25 protein-coding genes are annotated in these 23,022 nt (G+C 68.1%); 22 read left to right on the top strand and 3 right to left on the bottom strand.

Annotation, left to right across the window (positions count from 1 at the left end; genetic code table 11):
- Nucleotides 1-138 precede the first annotated feature (138 nt).
- From IG04_RS0127720 to IG04_RS0127645, 16 genes are all read left to right on the top strand, one after another.
- The gene (locus tag IG04_RS0127720; protein WP_030479667.1) at nt 139-915 is read left to right on the top strand and encodes a type II CAAX endopeptidase family protein; all 777 of its coding nucleotides are present in this window, start codon (nt 139-141) and stop codon (nt 913-915) included.
- Nucleotides 915-1,646, top strand: coding sequence for a LamB/YcsF family protein (locus tag IG04_RS0127715; protein WP_030479666.1), 732 nt, complete (start codon nt 915-917; stop codon nt 1,644-1,646). Before IG04_RS0127720 ends, IG04_RS0127715 begins: the two co-directional genes overlap by 1 nt.
- 123 nt (nt 1,647-1,769) lie before the next feature.
- A complete protein-coding gene (rpsP, locus tag IG04_RS0127710; protein ID WP_030479665.1) occupies nt 1,770-2,237 on the top strand; it encodes a 30S ribosomal protein S16 in 468 nt (155 codons plus the stop codon).
- Nucleotides 2,234-2,473, top strand: a complete 240-nt coding sequence (locus IG04_RS0127705; RefSeq protein ID WP_030479664.1) for an RNA-binding protein — start codon at nt 2,234-2,236, stop codon at nt 2,471-2,473. Before rpsP ends, IG04_RS0127705 begins: the two co-directional genes overlap by 4 nt.
- A gap of 19 nt (nt 2,474-2,492) precedes the next feature.
- The gene (gene rimM, locus IG04_RS0127700; RefSeq protein WP_030479663.1) at nt 2,493-3,008 is read left to right on the top strand and encodes a ribosome maturation factor RimM; all 516 of its coding nucleotides are present in this window, start codon (nt 2,493-2,495) and stop codon (nt 3,006-3,008) included.
- Nucleotides 2,998-3,744: a tRNA (guanosine(37)-N1)-methyltransferase TrmD gene (gene trmD / locus IG04_RS0127695; protein ID WP_030479662.1), complete on the top strand. Its 747-nt coding sequence runs from the start codon at nt 2,998-3,000 to the stop codon at nt 3,742-3,744. Before rimM ends, trmD begins: the two co-directional genes overlap by 11 nt.
- 152 nt (nt 3,745-3,896) lie before the next feature.
- Nucleotides 3,897-4,256: a 50S ribosomal protein L19 gene (gene rplS / locus IG04_RS0127690; protein WP_030479661.1), complete on the top strand. Its 360-nt coding sequence runs from the start codon at nt 3,897-3,899 to the stop codon at nt 4,254-4,256.
- A 3-nt stretch (nt 4,257-4,259) separates the two neighbouring features.
- Nucleotides 4,260-5,000, top strand: a complete 741-nt coding sequence (gene lepB / locus IG04_RS0127685) for a signal peptidase I (RefSeq protein ID WP_084401376.1) — start codon at nt 4,260-4,262, stop codon at nt 4,998-5,000.
- A gap of 4 nt (nt 5,001-5,004) precedes the next feature.
- Nucleotides 5,005-5,868, top strand: a complete 864-nt coding sequence (gene lepB, locus IG04_RS0127680) for a signal peptidase I (RefSeq protein WP_030479659.1) — start codon at nt 5,005-5,007, stop codon at nt 5,866-5,868.
- The gene (locus tag IG04_RS0127675; RefSeq protein WP_030479658.1) at nt 5,865-6,656 is read left to right on the top strand and encodes a ribonuclease HII; all 792 of its coding nucleotides are present in this window, start codon (nt 5,865-5,867) and stop codon (nt 6,654-6,656) included. Before lepB (IG04_RS0127680) ends, IG04_RS0127675 begins: the two co-directional genes overlap by 4 nt.
- Nucleotides 6,656-6,979 (top strand): DUF2469 domain-containing protein, encoded by a 324-nt coding sequence (locus IG04_RS0127670; protein WP_030479657.1) that lies wholly within the window; start codon nt 6,656-6,658, stop codon nt 6,977-6,979. The genes IG04_RS0127675 and IG04_RS0127670 overlap by 1 nt, the downstream gene beginning before the upstream one ends.
- Nucleotides 6,980-7,233: 254 nt before the next feature.
- Nucleotides 7,234-7,605 carry a YraN family protein gene (locus IG04_RS0127665; RefSeq protein ID WP_245816249.1) on the top strand — a complete coding sequence of 124 codons (372 nt, stop codon included), beginning with the start codon at nt 7,234-7,236 and terminating at the stop codon, nt 7,603-7,605.
- A gap of 1 nt (nt 7,606) precedes the next feature.
- Nucleotides 7,607-9,127, top strand: coding sequence for a YifB family Mg chelatase-like AAA ATPase (locus tag IG04_RS0127660; RefSeq protein WP_030479655.1), 1,521 nt, complete (start codon nt 7,607-7,609; stop codon nt 9,125-9,127).
- An 859-nt stretch (nt 9,128-9,986) separates the two neighbouring features.
- Nucleotides 9,987-11,138, top strand: a complete 1,152-nt coding sequence (gene dprA, locus IG04_RS0127655) for a DNA-processing protein DprA (protein ID WP_030479654.1) — start codon at nt 9,987-9,989, stop codon at nt 11,136-11,138.
- A 396-nt stretch (nt 11,139-11,534) separates the two neighbouring features.
- A complete protein-coding gene (locus IG04_RS0127650; protein WP_030479653.1) occupies nt 11,535-12,512 on the top strand; it encodes a tyrosine recombinase XerC in 978 nt (325 codons plus the stop codon).
- Nucleotides 12,487-13,482, top strand: a complete 996-nt coding sequence (locus IG04_RS0127645) for a FliA/WhiG family RNA polymerase sigma factor (protein ID WP_030479652.1) — start codon at nt 12,487-12,489, stop codon at nt 13,480-13,482. The genes IG04_RS0127650 and IG04_RS0127645 overlap by 26 nt, the downstream gene beginning before the upstream one ends.
- 807 nt (nt 13,483-14,289) lie before the next feature.
- Here the strand turns inward: IG04_RS0127645 and IG04_RS0127640 are convergent.
- A complete protein-coding gene (locus IG04_RS0127640; protein WP_051770800.1) occupies nt 14,290-14,754 on the bottom strand; it encodes a M23 family metallopeptidase in 465 nt (154 codons plus the stop codon).
- A gap of 371 nt (nt 14,755-15,125) precedes the next feature.
- On the opposite strand from IG04_RS0127640, the gene rpsB reads away from it, so the two are divergent.
- From rpsB to IG04_RS0127615, 5 genes are all read left to right on the top strand, one after another.
- Nucleotides 15,126-15,968 carry a 30S ribosomal protein S2 gene (rpsB, locus tag IG04_RS0127635; protein WP_030479650.1) on the top strand — a complete coding sequence of 281 codons (843 nt, stop codon included), beginning with the start codon at nt 15,126-15,128 and terminating at the stop codon, nt 15,966-15,968.
- Nucleotides 15,969-16,039: 71 nt separating this feature from the next.
- Complete coding sequence (gene tsf, locus IG04_RS0127630; protein WP_030479649.1) at nt 16,040-16,855, top strand: translation elongation factor Ts; 816 nt, start codon at nt 16,040-16,042, stop codon at nt 16,853-16,855.
- Nucleotides 16,856-17,057: 202 nt separating this feature from the next.
- On the top strand, nt 17,058-17,768 hold the full coding sequence (gene pyrH, locus IG04_RS0127625; protein WP_420843932.1) for a UMP kinase: 711 nt from the start codon (nt 17,058-17,060) through the stop codon (nt 17,766-17,768).
- A gap of 61 nt (nt 17,769-17,829) precedes the next feature.
- Complete coding sequence (frr, locus tag IG04_RS0127620) at nt 17,830-18,387, top strand: ribosome recycling factor (RefSeq protein ID WP_030479647.1); 558 nt, start codon at nt 17,830-17,832, stop codon at nt 18,385-18,387.
- 68 nt (nt 18,388-18,455) lie between these two features.
- Nucleotides 18,456-19,310, top strand: a complete 855-nt coding sequence (locus tag IG04_RS0127615; RefSeq protein ID WP_030479646.1) for a phosphatidate cytidylyltransferase — start codon at nt 18,456-18,458, stop codon at nt 19,308-19,310.
- A 3-nt stretch (nt 19,311-19,313) separates the two neighbouring features.
- Here IG04_RS0127615 and IG04_RS0127610 read toward each other — a convergent pair whose 3' ends face one another.
- Complete coding sequence (locus IG04_RS0127610; RefSeq protein WP_030479645.1) at nt 19,314-20,132, bottom strand: VOC family protein; 819 nt, start codon at nt 20,130-20,132, stop codon at nt 19,314-19,316.
- Nucleotides 20,133-20,228: 96 nt separating this feature from the next.
- On the opposite strand from IG04_RS0127610, the gene IG04_RS0127605 reads away from it, so the two are divergent.
- The gene (locus IG04_RS0127605; protein WP_051770798.1) at nt 20,229-20,972 is read left to right on the top strand and encodes a class I SAM-dependent methyltransferase; all 744 of its coding nucleotides are present in this window, start codon (nt 20,229-20,231) and stop codon (nt 20,970-20,972) included.
- A gap of 40 nt (nt 20,973-21,012) precedes the next feature.
- Here the strand turns inward: IG04_RS0127605 and IG04_RS44305 are convergent, their stop codons facing one another.
- Nucleotides 21,013-22,917, bottom strand: coding sequence for a tachylectin-related carbohydrate-binding protein (locus IG04_RS44305; protein WP_245816251.1), 1,905 nt, complete (start codon nt 22,915-22,917; stop codon nt 21,013-21,015).
- Between the last annotated feature and the right edge of the window lie 105 nt (nt 22,918-23,022).

Below are 23,022 nucleotides of genomic sequence, written 5' to 3'. Positions count from 1 at the left end.
GCTCGACCGGGTTTCCGTCGGTGGCGCACAGTAGCCTCGGCTTCTGGGCCGGCGTCGATCGCGAGGTGGGCTGATCATGAGGGTGGCATTGCCTGCTGTTCCACCGCTGGTAGCCGCGGTGTGACTAAATTGCAGAGCGTGAGTGAGCCGGAATCCCTGAAGCCGAAGCGGGGCTTCATCGAGAGCGTGCGGGACATCAGCCGCAACCCGGAGCCGGAGCGGGTCGGCCAGCGTTGGGGATTCGGCGCGTTCCTGCTGGTAGAAGCGGTTTTCATCCTGAGTGCCGTGTTCATCACGGCCGTAGGCGCGAGCTACGGCGCGACGCTCGAGAGTTCGACCTCGCTCGTGCTGATCGGCTCGCTGGTGCCGATCATGCTCGCGGCCTCGCTGGCCGTCGTGATCACGTACGTGCGCGGCAACGGTCCCGTCATCGACCTGCGGCTGAGCCTGACCAAGGCGGACGTCGTCTTCGGTCTCAAGATCGGCGTCATCGGCCTGGTCTTCACCTACGTCGCCGCGACCGTGTGGGCGAAGATCGTCGGTCAGGACAACGCCACGAGCGCCATCGGCGAGCTCTTCAGCAACGCGAACCTGCCGCTGGCCGCCGCCATCACGATGTTCCTCTACATGAGCTTCATCGGCCCGATCTGCGAGGAGATCATCTTCCGCGGGCTGCTCTGGGGCGCGGTCGAGCGGCAGGGCTGGAGCAGGTGGGCCGCGTTCGTGCTGACCACGGTGATCTTCGCGCTCAGCCACCTCGAACCGCAGCGCACGTGGCTGCTCCTCGTGATCGCCATCCCCATCGGCGTCGCCCGCCTGATCACCCGCAGCCTCGGGGCGAGCATGGTGGCGCACGTGCTGAACAACTTCCTGCCGGGACTGTCCCTCCTGCTCCTGTCGGTCGGTGTCATCTGATGGACCTGAACAGCGACCTCGGCGAGGGCTTCGGCATCTGGAAGCTCGGCGACGACACCGCGCTGCTGGGCGTCATCACCAGTGCGAACGTCGCGTGCGGCTTCCACGCCGGTGATCCGTCCACGATGCGCAAGGTCTGCGAGGAAGCCGCGAAGAACGGCGTGAAGATCGGCGCCCAGGTGAGTTACCGCGACCTGGCCGGGTTCGGCCGGCGGTTCATCGACGCCGATCCGGTCGAGCTCGCGGACGAGGTGCTTTATCAGATCGGCGCACTCGATGCGTGCGCACGAGCAGCAGGCACCGAGGTCGTGTACGTGAAGCCGCACGGCGCGCTTTACAACGCCACGGTGCACCACGAGAAGCAGGCCGAGGCCGTCGTTAACGGCACCAAGGCGTTCAAGGACCTGCCCATCCTCGGCCTGCCCGGCTCCCAGTTGCTGGAGAAGGCCTCACGAGCAGGCTTGCGGCCCGTTCAGGAGGCGTTCGCCGACCGCGGCTACACGCCGGAGGGCACGCTGGTCCCGCGCAGCCGGCCGGACGCCCTGCTCACCGGCACCGCGCAGATCGTCGAACGGGCCACCCGGCTGCTCCAGGGCGAACTCGTCGCGGTCGACGGCACCGTCATCAAGACGCAGGCGGAGTCGTTGTGCGTGCACGGCGACACGCCGGGAGCGGTCGCACACGCGCGTGCCGTGAGGGAAGCGCTCGGCACCGTGACACCGTTCGCGTAGGACCCGATTCGGATCCGCCGGTCCCCATCTGGCACAATTGCCCGCTGTCCGTCGTGGTCGGCCCCTCTGCCCGGGCCGCGACTGTGCGAACCACCAACACAGAGCTCGAGGAGTACCAGGCCAATGGCCGTCAAGATCAAGCTTCAGCGTCTCGGCAAGATCCGCCAGCCGTACTACCGCATCGTGGTCGCCGACGCGCGCACCCGTCGCGACGGCAAGGCCATCGAGACGATCGGCAAGTACCACCCGAAGGACGAGCCGTCGTTCATCGCGGTCGACTCCGAGCGTGCGCAGTACTGGCTGGGTGTCGGCGCGCAGCCGACCGAGTCGGTCCAGCGGATCCTCGAGATCACCGGTGACTGGCAGAAGTTCAAGGGCCTGCCGGGCGCCGAGGGCACCCTGAAGGTCAAGGAGCCGAAGACCCCGAAGGCCGAGCTCTTCGCCGCCGCGCTCGCCGCCGCGAACTCCGAGCCGATGACCGACGCCACCACGCCGAAGGCGAAGAAGGCCAAGAAGGCCGACGACGCCCCCAAGGCCGAGGCGAAGGCTGAGGCTGAGACTGAGGCCGAGGCGCCCAAGGACGAGGCGTGAGTTTGTTGGCTGACGCCCTCGAACACCTCGTTCGCGGCATCGTCGACCACCCGGACGAAGTCCGGGTGAACCTCGTCACGACCCGCCGCGGCCGCACCCTCGAGGTCCACGTCCACCCGGACGACCTCGGCAAGGTGATCGGTCGTGGCGGTCGCACCGCGACGGCTCTGCGCACCGTGATGGCCGGTATCGGCGGTCGTGGTGTGCGGGTCGACGTCGTCGACACCGACCGCTGAACGAAGCTGCAAAGGGCAAATGGACGTCGTCGTCGGCCGAGTGGCCAAGGCGCACGGGATCACCGGTGAACTATCCGTTGACGTGCGCACCGATTCACCCGAAATGCGGTTCAAGCTCGGAGCCACGCTCCAGGCCAAGCTGCGTGACGGCACGTCCCGAAGCCTCACCGTGTCAGCCGCCCGGCCTCATGCCGGGCGGCTGCTCGTGCGTTTCGAGGAAGTCCTGACGCGGGACGTCGCGGAGTCGTTGCGCGGCACGTATCTGCTGGGCAGCACCGACGACCTGCCACCGATCGACGACCCGGACGAGTTCTACGACCACGAGCTCGAAGGGCTCGCGGCCGAACTCGTCGACGGTACGAAGATCGGCACGGTCAAGGAGATCCTGCACGGTCCCGGCGGCGAACTGCTCGTGGTCATCCGTGACCAGGGGGAGGCGCTCATCCCGTTCGTGCGCGAGATCGTGCCCACCGTGGACGTGCGCGGCGGCCGTGTCGTGATCGACCCGCCAGAGGGCCTGCTCGATGCAGATTGACGTCGTCACGATCTTCCCCGAGTACCTCGCGCCACTGCGCGCGGCGTTGCTCGGGAAGGCGATCGACAGAGGCCTGATCGGCGTCGGCGTGCACGACCTCCGTGACTGGACCCAGGACGTGCACAAGGCTGTCGACGACAGCCCGTACGGCGGTGGGCCCGGCATGGTCATGAAGGCCGACATCTGGGGTCCCGCCCTGGACGACGTGTGCACGGACGAGACGCGTCTCATCGTGCCGACGCCGGCCGGGCGTCCGTTCACGCAGGCGGTCGCGCACGAGTACGCGAACGAGTCCCACCTCGTGTTCGCGTGCGGTCGCTACGAGGGCATTGACCAGCGTGTGGTCGATGACGCCGCACGGCGCGTACGCGTCGATGAGGTGTCCATCGGTGACTACGTGCTGGTCGGTGGCGAGGTGGCGGTGCTCGCGATCGTGGAAGCGGTCGCGCGGTTGCTGCCCGGTGTGCTCGGCAACCCGAAGTCGCACGCCGAGGACTCGTTCCAGGACGGGCTGCTCGAAGGGCCGAGCTACACGCGGCCCGAGGTGTGGCGCGACCTGGCGGTGCCGGACGTGCTGCGTTCCGGCAACCACAGACTGATCAACCGCTGGCGCCGTGACCAGTCGCTCGCCCGCACCTTTGAAAGGCGTCCTGACCTGCTGGAATCCTTGCCGGCGGACGCGTTCGACAAGCACGACCGAGCCCTGCTCACGCGCCTGCGTGAGGGCGGGGAGTAGCCCGATTTCATTCCGGAGTGCCTGGTCTGGCACACTGGAACAGTTGCCGAAGCCGGTGTGATACCGGCGTGCGCACACAAGCCGACCCCCATCATGTCGTGCACAGCCATGGAGCATGCTCTGGGGAGTTCAAGACACGTGAGGAACCACCGATGAACATCCTGGACGCACTTGACGCCCAGTCGTTGCGCACTGACATCCCGGCGTTCCGCGCCGGCGACACGCTGAAGGTCCACGTCCGCGTCATCGAGGGCTCGCGCGAGCGCGTCCAGGTGTTCCAGGGCGTCGTGATCCGTCGTCAGAACGGCGGCATCCGCGAGACCTTCACGGTCCGCAAGGTCTCGTTCGGCGTCGGTGTCGAGCGCACCTTCCCGCTGCACTCGCCGAACATCGCCGAGATCGAGATCGTCACCCGCGGTGACGTGCGTCGCGCCAAGCTGTACTACCTGCGCGACCTGCGCGGCAAGGCCGCCAAGATCAAGGAGAAGCGCGAGGCCCGTCCGGTCTCCTGACCGGTGGCTTCGAGCCCAGAAGACTTCGAGGACGCCTCCGCACCGGATGAACCGGAGCGGGGGCGTACTCCTGTCTGGAGAGAAATTCTCTACGTCGTCGTGACTGCCGTCGTGCTGACGGTGCTGATCCAGGCGTTCGTGGCGCGGGTCTACGTGATCCCCTCGGCGTCGATGGAGAACACGCTGCACGGCTGCACGGGCTGCGAGAACGACCGCGTCCTGGTCGACAAGCTCACCTACGGCTTCAGCGACATCGAACCGGGCGAGGTGGTCGTGTTCCGCGGCCCCGAGGCGTGGACGTCGACCGAGTTCCGCACTCCCCGATCGACCAATCCCGTCGCGGGTTTCGTGCAGAACATCGGTTCGCTGCTGGGCATCGCCCCGGCGAACGAGCGCGACTTCGTGAAGCGCGTGATCGCGTTGCCCGGCCAGACGGTGATGTGTTGCGACGAGCAGCACCGTGTCGTCGTGGACGGCAAACCGCTGGATGAGCCGTACGTGCATTGGCAGGCCGGCACTTCGCCCGCGGACCACGAGCCGTTCGCGCCGATCCGCGTACCGGACGGCCGGTTGTTCGTGATGGGGGACAACCGGATGAACTCCACCGACTCGCGCAAACAGGGCGGCGGGGGCGTGGCGGGCACCGTTCCGCTCGAGAACGTCATCGGGAAGGCCCGGTACATCGTTTTCCCGAAAGATCGGTGGAGTGTTGTGTCGGATCACAACCCCCAGCCCCTAGGCTGATCTCGTGGTCGACGACGCTCCAGAGCAGAACCCTCCCGGTGACGAGCCCAGTTCGGACGCTTCGGACAAGCCCGCGAAGCAGAAGAAAAAGGGCAACTTCTGGAAGGAACTGCCTATCCTCATCCTGGTCGCGTTCGGCCTCGCGATCGGTATCCAGATCTTCCTCGGCCGCGTCTACATGATCCCGTCCGAGTCGATGGAGACGACACTGCACGGGTGCACCGACTGCTACGGCGACCGGGTGCTCGTCGACAAGGTCACCTTCCGCTTCACCGATCCGGCGCCGGGCGACGTGATCGTGTTCCGCGGGCCGCCGTCGTGGCAGAACGACTTCGTCTCCGCGGAGCCCGGCAACCCGATCTCGCAGGGGCTGGCGTGGCTCGGTTCGCTGGTCGGGCTGCCGTCGGCGAACGAGGAAGACTTCGTCAAGCGCGTGATCGCCGTCGGCGGGCAGACCGTGAAGTGCTGCGACGAGCAGAACCGCGTGACGGTGGACGGCAAGCCGCTCGACGAGCCGTACAAACACTTCGACGTGGGCACGCCGGCCGAGCAGGAGTCGTTCGAGGAGATCAAGATCCCGGACGGGATGCTGTTCGTGCTCGGCGACAACCGCAATCATTCGTGCGACTCGCGCTGCCAGGGCCAGGGCGGGCTCAACGGGCTCGTGCCGGTGGACGACGTGATCGGCAAGGCGCGCGTGATCGTGCTGCCTCCGTCGAGGTGGGGCGGGGTGTCCGACCACAACCCGCAGGTCGTCTCGATGGGTGCGCCGGGCTGGCAGGAGAACGTCCCGCTGGGCCTCGGTATCGTCGGTGCGTGGCCGCTTCTGCTGCTCGGGCGTCGAGTGCGAGACCGATTCCGCCGATGACCATGCTGATGCCGCCCCGCGCGGTGGTGCGGGGCTCGGCGGGGAACTGGGCGTTGCAGAGCACGCTGGAGCGCCGGGGCCTGGGACCGGTCGCCGGCGTGGACGAGGCGGGCCGCGGCCCGTGCGCCGGTCCGTTGGTGATCGCCGCGTGTGTCCTTCGACCGGGTGATGCTTCGCGGTTCGAAGGGCTGAACGACTCGAAGCTGATGACGGCCGCTGCCCGCGATCGGATGTACGACCTGGTGCTCAAGCGTGCGCTGGATCACTCGGTGGTGGTCGTTCCGCCTGCCGACATCGACTGGCTGGGCATCCACGTCATGAACATCGAGGGCATGCGGCGCGCGGTGGCGCAGATGGAGACGCACCCCGGATACGTGCTGACGGACGGTTTCAAGGTGCCGGGGATGCCGGCGCCGAACGTGGCGGTGCTCAAGGGCGACCAGGCCGCGGCGTGCGTGGCGGCGGCATCGGTGCTGGCCAAGGTCACGCGGGACCGGATCATGGCGGATCTGCATGATCGTCATCCCGAATACGGGTTCAACGTGCACAAGGGGTACTGCACGCCCGACCACACGGCAGCGTTGATGGAACACGGGCCGTGTGCGGAGCATCGCTGGTCGTATGTAAATGTGGCAGCGGCGGCTGCCAAGCACGGTCTCGCCGCGCCGCACAGGGTGGCGCGCGGCACAACCGCGCAGGCCGTGGTCCAGAATGATGCAACCCCGGCTGACGCCGGGGAGCTCGCGACGAGTGAGGGCGCGGAGCAGATGACCCGCGCGGAGGCGTAATGAGTGCAGAGGATCTCGAGAAGTACGAGACCGAGATGGAACTGTCGCTGTACAAGGAGTACCGCGACATAGTCAGCCAGTTCTCGTTCGTCGTGGAGACCGAACGGCGTTTCTACCTGGCCAACTCGGTGGACGTGCAGGTGCGCAACGCCGACGGCGAGGTGTACTTCGAGGTGCGCATGTCGGATGCGTGGGTGTGGGACATGTACCGCCCTGCGAGGTTCGTCAAGAACGTTCGTGTCATCACGTTCAAGGACGTGAACGTGGAAGAGCTGGACAAGCCCGATCTCCGACTGCCGGAGAGCGGCCCTTTCCCCAGCTGAAAGAGGAGTGACCCGAAACGTTGGCGGTGCCGTCCGCGGTGCCGCGATGAGCCCGTGCGGCCGCGAGTTCTCACGGCGGCGTTTCGGGCCACGCTCCTAGCACACCCCACCGACGATTCCGCCGTTCCAAGATCTACAACGGCCGACTTGTCCACAGCCGCCGAGTTGTCCACAGATTCCCCGCGGCCCGGTCGCCCACCCCGTCCCGCCCTGCAAGGTCGTGTCCAACGACCCGCAGGGAGGCGAGGGCAGTGGTGGCACAGGCACTGGTCGAGACCAGGCAGCAGGAGATGGGGCGCCAGGGCGAGGATCTGGCGTGCAGGTACCTGGAGGGGCAGGGCCTGGTCGTCCTGTCGCGGAACTGGACGTGCCGCGACGGTGAGCTCGACGTCGTGGCCGTGGAGGGCGACCGCCTGGTCGTCTGCGAGGTCAAGACCAGGTCCGGCCCGGCCTGGGGCCGCCCGGACGAGGCTGTCGACGAACGCAAGCTCTCACGCCTGCGCCGCACGGCGTTGCGCTGGCTCGCGTCGCACGGCGTCGGCTGGTGCAACGTCCGCGTCGACCTGATCTCGGTCACCTGGCCTCCCTCCGGCGAGCCGCGCCTGCAGCACCTGCGGGGAGCCTGAGATGGGCTTGGCGCAGGCCTGGTCCGTCGCCCTCTACGGCGTCGACGGCATCGCGGTCGAGATCGAGGCCGACGTGGGCGTGGGCCAGCCCCGCACCCACCTCCTGGGCCTGCCCGACGCGTCCTTGCACGAGTCGAAGGAGCGGGTGAAGGCCGCCGTCCGCAACAGCGAGGAGGAGTGGCCGAAGCAGCGCATCGTCCTGGGCCTGTCCCCGGCGAACCTGCCCAAGGGCGGCAGCAGCTACGACCTCGCCATCGCCTGCGCCACCCTCGCCGCCGCCGGCTCGGTCCCGTGCGAGCGCCTGACCACCACCGTCCTGCTGGGCGAACTGGCCCTCGACGGCCGGGTCCGCGCGGTCCGCGGCGCGTTGCCCGCCCTGCTCGCAGCCCGCCGTGCGGGCCTCACGACAGCGATCGTCCCGGTGGACGTCCTGCCGGAGGCGGCCCTGGTCGACGGCATCGACCTCCACGGCGCCCAGACCCTCGCCGAAGTTCTCGCCTGGCTCCGCAGTGAGCCCGTGCCGCTGCACCCGCCACCGCAGCCGGCCGACCCACCGCTCCCGGCCGTCCCGGATCTGGCCGACGTCGTGGGCCAGCCAGAGGCTCGCTGGGCCCTGGAGGTGGCCGCGGCAGGCGCCCACCACCTCCTCCTGACGGGCCCGCCGGGCACCGGCAAAACGATGCTGGCCGAACGCCTCCCGGGCCTTCTCCCACCGCTGACGCGCCAAGAATCGCTGGCGGTGACCGCCGTCCACTCGGTAGCGGGCGTCCTCTCCTCCGACTACCCCCTCGTAGCCAGCCCGCCGTTCGTCAACGTCCACCACACGACGTCGATAGCGGCCCTGATCGGCGGCGGCAGCGGCATGGCGAAGCCAGGCGCCGCCTCCCGCGCTCACAAGGGCGTCCTCTTCCTGGACGAGGCCTGCGAGTTCGGCCAGAAGACCATCGACACCCTCCGCACGGCCCTGGAAGAGGGCGAGGTCCGCATCCCGCGCCGAGACGGCATAGCCCGCTACCCGGCCCGCTTCCAGCTGATCCTCGCCACCAACCCGTGCCCCTGCGCCCCACCGAAGGAAACGGACTGCATCTGCACCTCCACAGTCCGCCGCCGCTACCAGTCCCGCCTCTCCGGCCCGCTGCTCGACCGCGTGGACCTGAGGGTCCGGATGAGGGCGACAACGGCCATGGCGAACGCAGACGCCACCCCACCAGAACCGACAGCGGTAGTAAGAGCCAGAGTCCTGAAAGCCAGGACAAGAGCCGCCACCCGCTGGTCCGCCCACGGCCACACCTGGCCGGCGAACGCCCTAGTGCCAGGCCCAGCCCTACGCCGAGAGTTCGCGCTCCCAAGGCCGACAACGGCCCTCCTGGACCGAGCCCTCGCCCTAGGAGCCCTGACAGGCAGAGGCGCCGACCGCTGCCTACGCGTCGCCTGGACCCTCGCCGACCTGGCAGAAGCCGACCGCCCAACCCAGGACCACGTAGCCGCAGCCCTCCACTTCCGAGAACGCCGAGCCCCCTGATCCCGCCCTCACCCGGACCGAGGCCGGGTCGTCCTTACCCAAGCGATCCTCGTCCCTCAAGACGGCACAGCCTCGCCCAAGCTCGCAGCCCTTCCTCGGCAGCTCCAGCCACCACAGCCCCCGCGCACCACTACGAGATGCGGAGCTTCATCGCCCGCCCCAAGCCGCCGGTCGCTCGCCTGACCCGCTGCTCGCCTGACCCGCTGCTCGCCTGACCCGCTGCTCGCCTGACCCGCTGCTCGCCTGACCCGCCACTCACCGATCTGCCGCACCGTCACCACTACCCCACTACCTGCGTCTCCGCCCCAGCAGCGCGATCTCCACCACCTGCGCCTGCACCCTGCCGCCATCTCCACCCGACATCCCCATCCCAACTCTCAGACCTGCCGCACTCCCGCTCCCGCCGTCCCAGGCCGTCCCTCGGCGTGCGTCACCCCCGAACCCGGCCTGCCCCATGCAGCCGGGCGCGGAGCCCCACTCCCGCTCCGCGCCCGGCACCCGCCCACCGAAACGTTCGGGCGCCTGTCCCAACCCAGGCGCCCGGACCCACCGGACACGAGCTCCGAGCCTCGGCTCGTGTCCGGTGCGAGCGGGTCGCCCGCCCTTCCCCAGCGGGCGACCCGCTCACCTACTCGTCCCTGTCCCATCCGCTCGAACCTCATGAACTCCTCCGAACAAGGAGCCTGCCCATGACCCGACGCCTCATTCCCGCCACGACCTCCATCACCACCGCGGCGGCCGCGATGCCTGCACTGCTGCAGTTGCAATGCACAGTCAGGAGGCGCACATCAGGTGTCAGCCCGCCGAATGCGTGGTGCCCCGAACCCTGGCAGCGCTGGTTGCCCTGGTGGTGGTTCCGGTGACCACAGCACCGACCGCACCGGCCGCCGATGCCGTTCGGCTGGCCAGGGCTTATCTGTCGCGCGTCGCGGAGCCCTATCCGGCGGCGCTCGCGTCCCTGGTCGCCGAAGTCGGGCCGATCGAGGCCGCGGAACGGGTGAGGGCCGGCGAAGTTTCGCCGTCGGTGGCCAGCCAGACGTCGGCGCGGCGGGCCGAGGAACACGCCCACGCAGACCTCGACCTCATCGCCCGGCGTGGTGGTCGGCTGGTCATTCCCGAGGACGAGGAGTGGCCGCGGTGGCCGTTGCTCGCGCTCGAGAACGTCGCTGCCCGGCGATGTGGCGGTGAGCCGCTGGCGCTTTGGGTGCGGGGACCGCACTTCCTGGCCGACGTGGTGGACAAGGCCGTTGCCGTGGTCGGGTCTCGGGCCGCCAGCGGATATGGCGAGCACGTTGCCGGCGAGTTCGCCCACGGGTTGGCGTTGGCGGGGCTGACCGTTGTCTCCGGGGCCGCCTACGGGATCGACGGTGCTGCTCATCGCGGCTCGCTCGGGGCTGGAGGAGTGACGATCGCGGTGCTGGCGTGTGGTGCGGACATGGCCTATCCCGGTGGGCACCAGGGATTGCTTGCCAGGGTTGCGCGGGAAGGGTTGATCGTCAGCGAGTACCCGCCCGGCGTGACGCCTGCGCGGCATCGGTTTCTCACCCGTAACCGGCTCATCGCCGCGTTCGGTGGCGGCACCGTGGTCGTGGAGGCCGGGCGGCGTAGCGGAGCCAAGAACACGGCGGCGATCACGCTTGCACTGGGCCGGCCGTTGATGGTCGTGCCGGGGCCCGTGACGTCGGTGAGCTCGGTCGGCTGTCACGAGTTGTTGCGGGACGGGCAGGCCGAGTCGGTGAGTTCGGTGGCCGAGATCGTCGAGTCGGTGGGGCGGTTCGGTGACGATCTCGCCACCCGGCCCGATGAGAAGGAGAGCGACCTCGGAGCACCTCAGGGCGAGGCGATGAGGGTGTACGAGGCCCTCGGGAAGCGCAGCGGCGTCAGCGACGAGGCCGTGTCGGTCGAGTCCGGAGTTCCGTTGGACCGGGTGCGGGCGTTGTTGCCCGAACTGGAACTCGCCGGGCTCGCAATGCAGGTCGATCAGGGCTGGCAGAAGCTGGAGGTGGGGTGACTTTCGTCCATTGTGGATAGTCAGTTGCGGCTGACCTGCGGCTTCGCCTCTGCTGAAGGGAGGTGTCGACGGCTCGGCGGGCTGTCGTCAGGGCGACGCGGGTGGCATTTCGCCTGCTTGGGGTCCCTGCGAGGTCGGAACGGCGCCGGTGCCGAACGGCGGCAGCCGTCGGGTGCGATCTTGCGTGCTGCGCGGCGAGCGATTTCCTCGGCTGTTCGGACGGTGGCGCCGGCGGCCGTCGCTACTCCGAAAGGTGATCTGCAAGTGCCGCCGAACCGCTGCTCGTCACAGGGAGTTGAAACGTTATCGTGATCCGGATCATGAGAGCGCTCTCAAATGGCGCGGGGGTGTGGCGATACTTGACCAAACGCCCCGACTGGCGCAGCGTCTTGGCCTATGTCCCCGCCGCCGCATGGTCGGACACGTCGTGTCGACCTCGTTCGCCTGCGCGAAAAACTGCCGGCGACCGTGGAAGACGTGTTGCGGCAGTACGAACGGCACCTGATGTTGGAGCGTGACCTGTCGCCGCACACGGTGCGCGCTTACGTCGGTGACGCGGTGGCATTGCTTGGACATGTCGCCGGGAATATCCCGGAAAACGCTGAACTCAGGAGCATCGACCTGACGAATCTGCGGTCATGGCTTGCCGCGCAGCACACTGCGGGTGCGAGCCGCACGACACTTGCGCGGCGCGCCGCTGCTTCGCGCACGTTCACCGCGTGGGCGCACAGAGCAGGGCATATGGCCTCGGATCCAGGGCCTCGGCTGGCTGCTCCGCGGCCGCATCGGACGCTGCCGTCGGTGTTGCGCGAAGACCAGGCGAGGGACGCGATGAGGGCCGTATCCTCTGGCGCGTCCCAGGGCGATCCGGTTGCGCTGCGTGATCAGGCCGTGGTGGAGTTGCTGTACGCCACAGGTATCCGCGTGGCCGAACTCTGTGGTCTTGATCTCGACGACGTGGACTACTCCCTAAGGGTGATTCGGGTTCTTGGCAAAGGTGGTCGCGAGCGCAGCGCGCCGTTCGGCGTGCCTGCCGAGCGTGCGGTGCGGCGATGGGTGGACGAGGGCCGAAACGCCCTGGTGGCACCGGATTCGCCACCGGCGTTGTTCCTCGGCGCCCGCGGCGGCCGGCTGAACCAGCGGGCCGTCCGAACCCTGGTGCACGAGGTCGTCGCCGTGGTACCGGACGCACCGGACATCGGGCCGCACGGGTTGCGCCACTCTGCTGCGACCCATTTGCTGGAAGGAGGAGCGGACCTGCGCACCGTCCAAGAACTGCTTGGTCACGCTACGCTCGCAACGACTCAGCTTTACACACACGTCACTGTCGAACGGCTGAAGGCGATCCATGACCGAACCCACCCCCGTTCCTGACGCCGCAGGGGGAGGATCGCGTACGGCGACCGTGCCCCCTGAACCCGTCCTGCCCGCACCAGTGTCGAAGCAGACGAGCAACGGGCACCGTCAGAACGGCGCGCCACGCACCGAGGCGACCCCCGAGCCCGGTGCCAACACGCATGTCAACGGCACGCCCGCGGCCGTTCCGACTGCGGTGACGCGCGCGGACGTGCGGTCCGGTGACGACGTCGAGGCCGGCATCGTCGCGCTGTGGCGCAGCTACGGCGAATGCCGCGACCAGAGCCAGCGCGACCGCCTGGTGCTGCACTACGCGCCGCTGGTCAAGTACGTCGCCGGCCGCGTTGGCACGGGCCTGCCCGCACACGTGGACGTGGCCGACCTGATCCAGTCCGGCATCTTCGGCCTGGTCGACGCGATCGAGAAGTTCGAGCCGGAACGCGGCCTCAAGTTCGAGACCTACGCCATGCAGCGCATCCGCGGTGCGATCCTCGACGACCTGCGCTCCCAGGACTGGGTGCCGCGCTCGGTCCGCAGCCGTGCCCGCGACGTCGAACGAGCCCTCGAACGCCTCGGCGCGAAGCTGCAGCGCACGCCCACCGACCGCGAGCTCGCCGCAGAGCTCAAGATCGGTCTGGCCGAACTCCGCGAGCTCTACGGCCAGCTGCAGCTCACCAGCGTCGTCGCCCTCGACGAGCTGATCGCCCCGAACAAGGGCGGCTCCTCCCTGGCGGAGTCGCTGCCCGACGACGCCGCCGAAGACCCGGTGGCGAGCCTCGTCGACCAGGACAGCCGCCGTCAGCTGGCCGACGCGATCGCCCAGCTGGCAGAACGCGACCGCGTGGTCGTGACCCTCTACTACTTCGAGAACCTGACCCTCGCCGAGATCGGCAAGGTCCTCGGCGTGACCGAGTCCAGGGTGTGCCAGCTGCACACCCGCGCAGTCCTGCGCCTGCGCACGAAGCTCAACGAGCAGTCCGAGGCCTGACCGCACCTCGATCACTCAGCAGCCTGGCGAGTGCCGGGCTGCCGAACACCCGTACCGGGAAGCTTCCCGAGCCTCACAAAGCCGCTTCGAACCCCCTCTCTGCCCGGTCGCCAGGCCTAATTCACTCGAACGGGTGGCGCTTGGACCTGCACCAAGCACGCCCCGTGCCCACTCGGGCATCGCCCCGTCCGCCCGAACCGCGAGTCGGGCGAGCACCGAGCCAGCCCACCGAACGCCTCGCCAACGCGAACCCGGCTGCACGGCCGTGCGGTCGGCGGCCACCTGCGCCCCGAGGTTCGTGAGCGGATGGCCCGCAGTTGCCTGGGTGGAGAACAGCCGCGCCGGTAATCGGGCTGCCGACGAACACGGACGCCGGGAGTCGGGCGGCTTGAGCCACCCGGACCGGCAGCCGACGTTGACGGTGTCGTGCGGTCGGCGGTCGTGCGGTTGGTGGCGAAGTGGCCTGAGTGGTGCTCCGGACGGTGGGTCATGCGGTGCAAGCAGGCGAACGCTGGTGGACGGCCGCGCAGGGCGCCGAACTTGCGCGGTGGTCGTTCTTGACTGCCGCTGGTAAGCCTGGCGCGGTGGTGCACGCCTCTTGGGCGTTGTGCGACCCCCGCGGGCGGGATGGCGTGAGTCAGGTAGGCCGGGAGGCGGCCTGGGTGAGCGGGTCGCCGCCTCCCGGCGCCTGACGGGCGCTGCGGCGGGTGTCGGGGTGCGCCGCTGTCCTGCCGCCTGGGGAACGGCGGGGAGCGCCCGTGTGGGAGCGCCGCGAGGGGGGACGTGCGGCGCGGGCTGGGTGGGCGGCTATGTGGGGGCCGCCAGCGGCAGCAGGCGTACGCGGCCTGAGCTGACCAGGCGGAGCGGGTCCAGGTAGGCCTGGCCTCGGCGGGCGCCCCAGTGCAGGCACGGGGTCGGGCAGTGGCCCGCCTGCAGGTGGCCGATCACCTCTCCCCGGCGGACCGGGCGGCCTGCGGTGACGGCGGGCGCGATCGGTTCGTAGGTGGTGCGCAGGCCGTTGCGGTGCTGGAGCGACACCAGGGTTCTGGCGGCCACCGCGCCTGCGAAGACGACGGTGGCGTCGCCCGCGGCGAGGACCGGGGTACCGGCCGGTGAGGCGAGGTCGACGCCTCGGTGACCTGGGCCGAACGGAGAGGCGGGGGCCTCGAAGGCGCGCATCACCGGGTGTGGCGGGGGCAGGGGCCACGTGAAGCGGTCGGCCGGCGGGCTCAGGAGCGTGGTGAGCAGCAGCGCTGTGGGGAGGAGGGGCATGGGTCAACGGTCGGCCAGGGGGACCCCTGGGGACCAGCGGGTATTGGGAAACTGTGGATTACTCGCCGGTTGTGGACAACTACGCCCTGCGGGGTGGGGGCGATTCGAAGTTTGTCGGGGATGGGGAGTAGACTTTTGGGCGCGTCCCGTCTGTGCGCGGGACGACTTCGCGTGCCAACGCAGATCCGACCGGCTGATCCCAGCAGGGTCGAGTCACGACGTTCGACGGGTCCTGACGGTGCAGAGATGCTCCGCGGGTGCGGACGGCGGCAATGGCACCAGGGCTGAAGGCCTACCGGCCTGAGGCGTCAACCGAACCGACGCGCAAAGGCGAGTCCTAGCGCGTCCGACAGATGAGGTGCGAACCGGCCATGGCCGTCGTAACCATGAGGCAGCTGCTTGACAGCGGCGTGCACTTCGGGCATCAGACCCGGCGCTGGAACCCGAAGATGAAGCGTTACATCTTCACCGAGCGCAACGGCATCTACATCATCGACCTGCAGCAGACGCTGACCTACATTGACAGGGCTTTCGAGTTCGTCAAGGAGACGGTCGCGCACGGCGGGTCGATCCTGTTCATCGGCACGAAGAAGCAGGCGCAGGAGGCCATCGCCAACGAGGCGCTCCGCGTCGGCATGCCCTACGTGAACCAGCGCTGGCTGGGCGGCATGCTCACCAACTTCTCGACGGTCCACAAGAGGCTTCAGCGCCTCAAGGAGCTCGAGTCGATGGAGCAGACCGGCGGTTTCCAGGGTTTCACCAAGAAGGAAATCCTGATGATGAACCGTGAGAAGGACAAGCTGGAGCGCACGCTCGGCGGTATCCGCGACATGTCCAAGGTGCCCAGCGCCGTGTGGATCGTGGACACCAAGAAGGAGCACATCGCGGTCGGCGAGGCTCGCAAGCTGAACATCCCGATCGTCGCGATCCTCGACACGAACTGCGACCCGGACGAGGTCGACTACCCGATTCCGGGTAACGATGACGCGATCCGTTCCGCCGCACTGCTGACCAAGGTGGTGGCCGAGGCCGCCGCCGCCGGTCTCATGCAGCGTTCCGGTGCCCGTCGCGACGCCGCTGACGGCCAGGACAAGCCCGAGGTCGCCACCGACGAGCCGCTGGCGGAGTGGGAGCAGGAGCTCCTCACCACCAACGCCGCCGTCGCGACTGAGGCCCCGGCCGAGGCTCCGGCCGAGCAGCCCGTCCAGTCCTGATTTCCCCCACGAGGTGCCCGCGACAAGCGGGCACCTCGTGACCTAAGCGCGTACATCGCAGAAGGAAAACGATGGCGAACTACACCACCGCGGACGTCAAGAAGCTTCGCGAGCTGACCGCCGCCGGCATGATGGACTGTAAGAAGGCGCTGGACGAGGCTGACGGCGACTTCGACAAGGCCGTCGAGATCCTGCGCATCAAGGGCGCCAAGGACGTCGGCAAGCGCGCCGAGCGCACCACGTCCAACGGCCTCGTCGCCGTCAAGGACGGCGCGATGATCGAGCTGCGCTGCGAGACCGACTTCGTGGCCAAGAACGCCGACTTCATCGCCCTGGCAGACGACATCGTCGCGCTCGCCAAGGCGAACAAGGTCGCGGACGTCGACGCCCTCAAGGCCGTCGAGGTCGACGGCAAGTCCGTGGACGCGCTGGTCCAGGAGTTCTCCGCCAAGATCGGCGAGAAGCTCGAGCTGGCCAAGGCCGTCGACTTCGACGGCACCGTCTCGGTCTACCTGCACAAGCGCGCTGCCGACCTGCCGCCCGCAGTGGGCGTCCTGGTCGAGTACACCGGCGACAACGCCGAGGTCGCCAAGGGTGCCGCGATGCAGATCGCCGCGATGCGCCCGAAGTTCGTCACCCGTGACGAGGTCCCCGAGGAGCTCGTCGCCAACGAGCGTCGCATCGCCGAGGAGACCGCTCGCGAGGAGGGCAAGCCCGAGGGCGCGCTCCCCAAGATCGTCGAGGGTCGCGTGAACGGCTTCTTCAAGGACGTCGTGCTCACCGAGCAGGCTTCCGTGACGGACAGCAAGAAGACGGTCAAGGCTCTTCTGGACGAGGCCGGCGTGACGGTTACCCGTTTCGCTCGGTTCGAGGTCGGCCAGAGCTGATTCGCACGAGGGCGGGGTTGCGGGTACCAGCGACCCCGCCCTTGGCGTGTCTACAGAAGGCTTCACTCGGGGTGAGGTGTGTTCGCGGGAAGCGCGAACCGGGTCGTTCCGCGCAACAGCGGGGCACACCCCCACACCCCCGGCCCAAGGTCAAAGGAGAGGACCTGTGAGCGAAGAAGGTAGCCACGGCTACAGCCGGGTGATGCTCAAGCTCGGCGGCGAGATGTTCGGCGGTGGTGGCGTCGGCGTCGATCCCGACGTCGTCCAGACAGTCTCCCGGCAGATCGCGGCCATCCACAGGTCCGGCGTGCAGGTGGCCGTCGTGATCGGTGGCGGCAACTTCTTCCGGGGGTCCGAGCTCCAGCAACGCGGCATGGACCGGTCGCGCGCCGACTACATGGGCATGCTCGGCACGGTCATGAACTGCCTGGCGCTGCAGGACTTCCTCGAGCGCGAGCACGGCATCGACACGCGCGTGCAGACCTCCATCCAGATGACGCAGGTCGCCGAGTCCTACATCCCGCGCCGCGCGATGCGTCACCTCGAGAAGAAGCGCGTCGTGATCTTCGGCGGTGGCGCCGGCCTGCCGTACTTCTCCACGGACACCACGGCCGCCCAGCGCGCACTGGAGATCGGCTGCGAGATCGTCCTGATGGCCAAGGCCGTCGACGGCGTCTACACGGCCGACCCCAAGATCGACCCGGACGCGCTGATGTTCGACAACATCACCCATCGCGAGGTGCTGGAGCGCGGTCTCAATGTCGCCGACGCCACGGCCTTCAGCCTCTGCATGGACAACAACATGCCGATCCTCGTCTTCAACCTCCTCACCGAGGGGAACATCGCACGCGCGGTGCGTGGTGAGAAGATCGGAACTCTGGTCAGCACCCCCGGTGGCCGCCCGGCCTTCTAGACCTGGTGGGATCTCTCCAGGACCGGGAATTGGGCACGAACACGTAGAGCAAGGAGCAGTCGTGATCGACGAGACCCTCCTCGACGCCGAGGAGAAGATGGAAAAGGCGGTTTCGGTCGCGAAGGAGAACCTCTCCTCCGTCCGAACCGGTCGTGCGACTCCCTCGATGTTCAACCGCATCCAGATCGACTACTACGGCTCCATGACGCCGCTGAACCAGATGGCCAGCATCACGGTCCCCGAGGCGCGCATGGCGGTCGTGAAGCCGTACGACGCGGGCCAGCTGAACGCCATCGAGAAGGCGATCCGCGACTCCGACCTGGGCCTCAACCCGAGCAACGACGGTTCGATCATCCGCATCGTCATCCCGCAGCTCTCCGAGGAGCGCCGCCGGGACATGGTGAAGGTCGCGAAGTCGAAGGGCGAGGACGCGAAGGTCTCCCTGCGCGGCGTTCGTCGCAAGGCGAAGGAAGAGATCGACAAGCTCGTCAAGGACGGCGAGGTCGGCGAGGACGACGGCGCGCGTGGTGAGAAGGAGCTCGAGGCTCTGACCCACCGCTACGTCGCGCAGGTCGAAGAGCTCGTGAAGCACAAGGAAGCCGAACTTCTCGAAGTCTGATGTTCCACTGATGGTTCGCCCGGCCGAGTCGCCGCAGGCGTGATTGCCCAGGCCGGGCGGAGGTCTTGATGGGAGCACAGGTGGCAGGCGGTCCCGCGGACGTCCCCACGTCGAAGCCGTCGCGCGCTGGACGTGATCTGCGCGCGGCGATCCTGGTCGGCGCCGGGCTCGGCGCCATGATCATCGTGTCGCTGCTGACCGTCAAGGAGACCTTCATCGGCATCGTCGCGGCCGCCGCGGCGGTGTCGACGTGGGAGATCGCGAACGCCTTCAAGAAGGCCGGCATCAACGTCGCCCTGTGGCCGGCGTTGATCGGCGGCCAGGCGATCATCTGGCTGTCGTGGCCGCTCGAGCGCTCCGGCATGATGACCGCCTTCGTGGTCACCGTGCTGGTGTGCATGATCTGGCGGTTCCGCGGCGGTTCCGACGGCTACCTGCGTGATCTGAGCGCCTCGGTGTTCACGATCGCGTACATCTCGTTGTTCGCGGCGTTCGCGGCCATGCTCGTGGTTCCCGACGACGGCGCGGGTCGCGCGTTCGCGTTCATCATCGGTGTCGTGCTGTCGGACGTCGGTGGCTACGCGGCCGGTGTCTTCCTCGGCAAGCACCCGATGGCGCCGACGATCAGCCCGAAGAAGTCCTGGGAGGGCTTCGCCGGTTCGCTGACCGCGGGCGCGGTCGGCGGCGCGATCACGGTGACGACGTTGCTCGACGGCCAGTGGTGGCAGGGCGCGTTGTTCGGTGCCGTGCTCGTCGTCACGGCCACCGCGGGCGACCTGGTCGAGTCGCTGATCAAGCGCGACCTCGGCATCAAGGACATGGGCACGCTGCTGCCCGGCCACGGCGGCCTGATGGACCGGATGGACTCGCTCCTCCCGTCCGCTGTCGCCTCCTGGCTCCTGCTGCACCTCTTCGTGCAGTAGCCGCTAGTCGTCGAACGGGTCGTCCACCGCGATCCGAGACTCGGCCTCGATCACACGGGACTGGTCGATCACGGAGAAGGCCATTCCCGCGTGGTCCTCGACGACGGTGATGCGTCCGAACGGAGTGTCGTAGGGCTCGACGGTCACCCGGCCGCCGAGTTCCAGCACCCGGTACGCCACCGAGTCGGTGCCGATCTCGGGCGCCGCGTTGAAGTACACCATCCAGTGGGAGCGCTCTCCGTACGGGAACTCGCGCCCCATCTTCTGCCGGCCGATCACCTCGGTGCCCTCGACGGACCAGGACGCGTAGTCCAGCCGGTGCCCGTCGCCGATCTGCGTGATGTCGTAGTGGCACAGCTCGCCGAAGAACTCGTCGGCAATCGCCCCGTCACGGGTGTTCAGCTCGGCCCACGCGTACGCGCCGTGCCCACCCGTGCCGAACCGCCAGTCCGGTGGCACGTGCCGAAAGCCGACGACCGCGCCGGTCGGGTCGGCGATCACCGTGCTCTGCGTGTGGTCGGCTGCGTCCTCGGGGTTGCGCAGCACGGACCCGCCGAGGTGGAAAGCCTTCTCCGCGGTAGCGCGCGCATGTGGTGTGACCAGGTATAACCGCCAGGCATCTGGATCACCCTGCGGCAGTCCGGCGACGGGGACGCCGTCCACCATCGCCACCGTGTAGCCGGCGTCGTCGGCGTAGTGCCAGCCGAACAGGCCGGTGTAGAAATCGATCGCGCCCTTGAGGTCGTCGACGGTTCGCTCGACCCAGCACGGACTTCCGGACAGCAACGTCGCGAGCTGGGGCGTGTTGGGCGCGATCGACACTGCCGCCTCCTGCAGGGGAAAGAGATGCCAACACGCTACGCCGTGATTGGACGAATTCGTACGGTCACAGGCAAATGGAAGTCCTACAGTGGCGTCGTGAGGGGATTCGTGCGGGCGGCGTTGAACGCGGTGCGTCCGGCAGACGTCGTGCCAAGTCCGAACATCTGGCACTGGCCCGACGTGTACGAGGTCGAGAACCGCGCGCAGGACGTCCACGGGGCGATTTGGGCGGCGTTAAGCGAAGAATGTCCGTTTAACGACAAGGACGTCGTAGACGTCGGCTGCGGCGACGGATTCCACCTGCCGCTGTTCGCTCAGGCGGCGAAGTCCGTCACGGGCGTGGAACCCCACCCGCCGTTGGTCGTGCGCGCCAAGCACCGCGTGGCCTCGTTGCCGAACGTCCGCATCGTTTCCGGTCCCGCACAAGGTTTGCCGCTGGACGACGCCTCCGCCGATCTGGTGCACGCCCGCACGGCCTATTTCTTCGGGCCTGGCTGCGAACCGGGCCTGCGCGAGGCGGACCGGGTGCTGCGGCCCGGAGGTGCTTTGGCGATCGTGGACCTGGACGGCTCGGCCGATCCGTACGGGCCGTGGCTGTGCGCCGACGAACCGCGCTACGACCCGGCCGCGATCGAGAAGTTCTTCGCGGACAACGGTTTCTCGCTGCGACGCGTCACCGCGGAATGGCGTTTCGAAAAGCGCGAGGACCTGGAAGCCGTGCTGCGCATCGAATTCTCCGCGACGGTGGCCGAACGGGCGATCGCGTCCGTGAACGGGCTGAGCTTTCCGGTCGGCTATCGGCTGCACGTCCGGCGCAAGCCGAAGGGGCTGATCCTCTGACAGAGGCGGGGAGTCTTGCCGAAACTCCCCGCCTGCTGGTTCAGCGCTGGGGCTTCGGCGAAGGGCCGCCGACGAACCCGGTCCCGCTGCTGGTCGAGGCCGATCGGGCTGCCACGCCCGTGGAGGCAGGTGCTGACTCGAAGGTGAAGGTCACCTCGTCGGCGCTGCGGTACATCACCACGACTTTGCCTGTGCTCAGCGCGACCATCGACGGCTCGGTGTCCGTCGGCCACGCGTTGCCCGTCCGGGAGTCGACGAGCTTGGTCCAGCCGGTGAACGGACCATCCACCTCGGACTGTCCGTTCGTGTAGACGAAGCCGTCCGTGCTCCGGACCGCAACTTTGATCTTGCCCTCGCTGATCACCGCGGCAGGAGCGCCGTTCGCGGTCACGCCGTCCAGCGGGGTCCAAGTGTTCCCGAAGCCGGAACCGGTGTCACGGATCGTGTGGATCTTGCCGTCGGCGCGGCGAGCGAACACCTGTACCTTGCCGTCGTCCTTGATGACTGCGGCGGGGCGGCCGGTGATGCGTCCGGCGGCGTCGGTGATCGACCGCATGCGGTCCGCGGTGCCGTTGCGGTGCAGAAGGCTCGCCAGGTTGCCCTGAACGTCATACGCCAGGAGTTCGACATCGGTGTTGTTCGCCGCCATGGCGATGATCTCGCCGGTGAGGGAGTTGAAGGCGATAGGTGCCCACGGCGACATCGGCGCGTCGACCACCGACTGACCGCGGGTGAGTAGGCGGCCGATGCCGTCGACGGCGTAGAGCCGCCGTCGTCCGTCGGGGTAGGTGATGGCCTCGGCCCTGTCCACCGTCCAGCCGCCGAACTGGTTCAACGCCGGCCAGCTGACGCCGTTGTCGCTTCGCGAGCCCTCGTAGATGTCCGTGCTGGTGCCGAGAGCGAACACGTTCGGCCGACCCTTGTACATCACCGCGGTGGGGGTCGTGCTGACCGCGCCGGGAGTCTCGATCGGCTCAATGCCGAGGAAGTCGACGGCCGAACCCGCCGCCTGGGTGGCGACCTTGAGCGTGCCGTAGGAGTCCACGTAGTAGCCCTGGATCAAGCCGTTCTGAGTCTCGATCAACTCGCTGCGAGCGAGGTCCTGAACCGGGCGCGGTGCCGGGCGCAGCCGGGTCGGAAGACCGCTCAACGTGCAAGCGTCCGTCATTGCGCCGATTTGCCAGTCGGAAGACCAGCCGGTGCCAATGCTGGTCGGTGTGGCGAAGGTGCTGGCGGATTCCGACCAGCGGTACCACCACAACGTTCCATTCGGCTCGACCGCGTACAGCACGTCGCCACCAGGAGAGAAGATCCTGCGGTGCATGTTCCAGCCGGCGTCACCCACGATTTTCATCGCCTGCAGCCACGACTGGGAGTCCGCGTGGTACTGGAATCGGTAGAGCGAGCCGTTGTTGCGCAATTTGTCACGGACGTAGAACACGCCGTTGCCAGCGGCGACGATGTGGTCGAACCTGCCCCACTGGCTGGTCAGCGGCCTCTTCGTCCAAGTGCCCGCGTGCTCGTTGTACCGCGACCAGGTCAGCGTGCCGGTGCTGTCGATGGTGTAGAAGTCGCCGTTCGAGTCGACGGCGACGCGGTTCTGCTGAGCCGCGTCCCGGTACTGACCCCAGCCCGTGTCAATGGTCGTGTACCAACCACCGCCTGGACGTTCCCATTCGGTTCCGGTGTGTCGGAAGCGACGCAGTTCGCCATTGTTCGGAATCTGATAAATGCGACCGTCAGCGCCGGTTACGACGGTCATCTGCGACCATGCTTGACCGATTGAACGCTGCGGCTTCCAATCGTAACTTCCCGATTCCGGAGTGTTGTGGAAGTATTCCAACAACGTTCCGTCGCCGGTCGCCGCGTAAATCGACGCGGACTCCCGGCAGCTGATCTGTTCAGCCGCTGCAGCGGGCTGAGCTGGCAGAATGAGCGAAGTCACAGTCGCGGCAACGGTCAAGGCGACGCTGTTGCGCAGGCCGGGTCTACCGAATCTCTTCGGCCTCTGGTACACGGTGTTCCCCCCAAGTGATGGTTGTGCCTCGGC

The sequence above is a fragment of the Lentzea albidocapillata genome (genome assembly GCF_000719115.1).
Taxonomy (GTDB): Bacteria; Actinomycetota; Actinomycetes; order Mycobacteriales; family Pseudonocardiaceae; genus Lentzea; species Lentzea albidocapillata.
Note: the sequence above shows the minus strand (reverse complement) of the source record. Positions and strands in the feature narration are given on the sequence as shown.

Excerpts from the sequence above, each read along its gene's own strand:
- IG04_RS0127715 (WP_030479666.1), top strand. The coding sequence starts at position 915 with ATGGACCTGAACAGCGACCTCGGCGAGGGCTTCGGCATCTGGAAGCTC.
- rpsP (WP_030479665.1), top strand. The coding sequence starts at position 1,770 with ATGGCCGTCAAGATCAAGCTTCAGCGTCTCGGCAAGATCCGCCAGCCG.
- rimM (WP_030479663.1), top strand. The coding sequence starts at position 2,493 with ATGGACGTCGTCGTCGGCCGAGTGGCCAAGGCGCACGGGATCACCGGT.
- trmD (WP_030479662.1), top strand. The coding sequence starts at position 2,998 with ATGCAGATTGACGTCGTCACGATCTTCCCCGAGTACCTCGCGCCACTG.
- rplS (WP_030479661.1), top strand. The coding sequence starts at position 3,897 with ATGAACATCCTGGACGCACTTGACGCCCAGTCGTTGCGCACTGACATC.
- IG04_RS0127675 (WP_030479658.1), top strand. The coding sequence starts at position 5,865 with ATGACCATGCTGATGCCGCCCCGCGCGGTGGTGCGGGGCTCGGCGGGG.
- IG04_RS0127670 (WP_030479657.1), top strand. The coding sequence starts at position 6,656 with ATGAGTGCAGAGGATCTCGAGAAGTACGAGACCGAGATGGAACTGTCG.
- IG04_RS0127660 (WP_030479655.1), top strand. The coding sequence starts at position 7,607 with ATGGGCTTGGCGCAGGCCTGGTCCGTCGCCCTCTACGGCGTCGACGGC.
- IG04_RS0127650 (WP_030479653.1), top strand. The coding sequence starts at position 11,535 with ATGTCCCCGCCGCCGCATGGTCGGACACGTCGTGTCGACCTCGTTCGC.
- IG04_RS0127645 (WP_030479652.1), top strand. The coding sequence starts at position 12,487 with ATGACCGAACCCACCCCCGTTCCTGACGCCGCAGGGGGAGGATCGCGT.
- IG04_RS0127640 (WP_051770800.1), bottom strand. The coding sequence starts at position 14,754 with ATGCCCCTCCTCCCCACAGCGCTGCTGCTCACCACGCTCCTGAGCCCG.
- rpsB (WP_030479650.1), top strand. The coding sequence starts at position 15,126 with ATGGCCGTCGTAACCATGAGGCAGCTGCTTGACAGCGGCGTGCACTTC.
- tsf (WP_030479649.1), top strand. The coding sequence starts at position 16,040 with ATGGCGAACTACACCACCGCGGACGTCAAGAAGCTTCGCGAGCTGACC.
- pyrH (WP_420843932.1), top strand. The coding sequence starts at position 17,058 with ATGCTCAAGCTCGGCGGCGAGATGTTCGGCGGTGGTGGCGTCGGCGTC.
- IG04_RS0127615 (WP_030479646.1), top strand. The coding sequence starts at position 18,456 with ATGGGAGCACAGGTGGCAGGCGGTCCCGCGGACGTCCCCACGTCGAAG.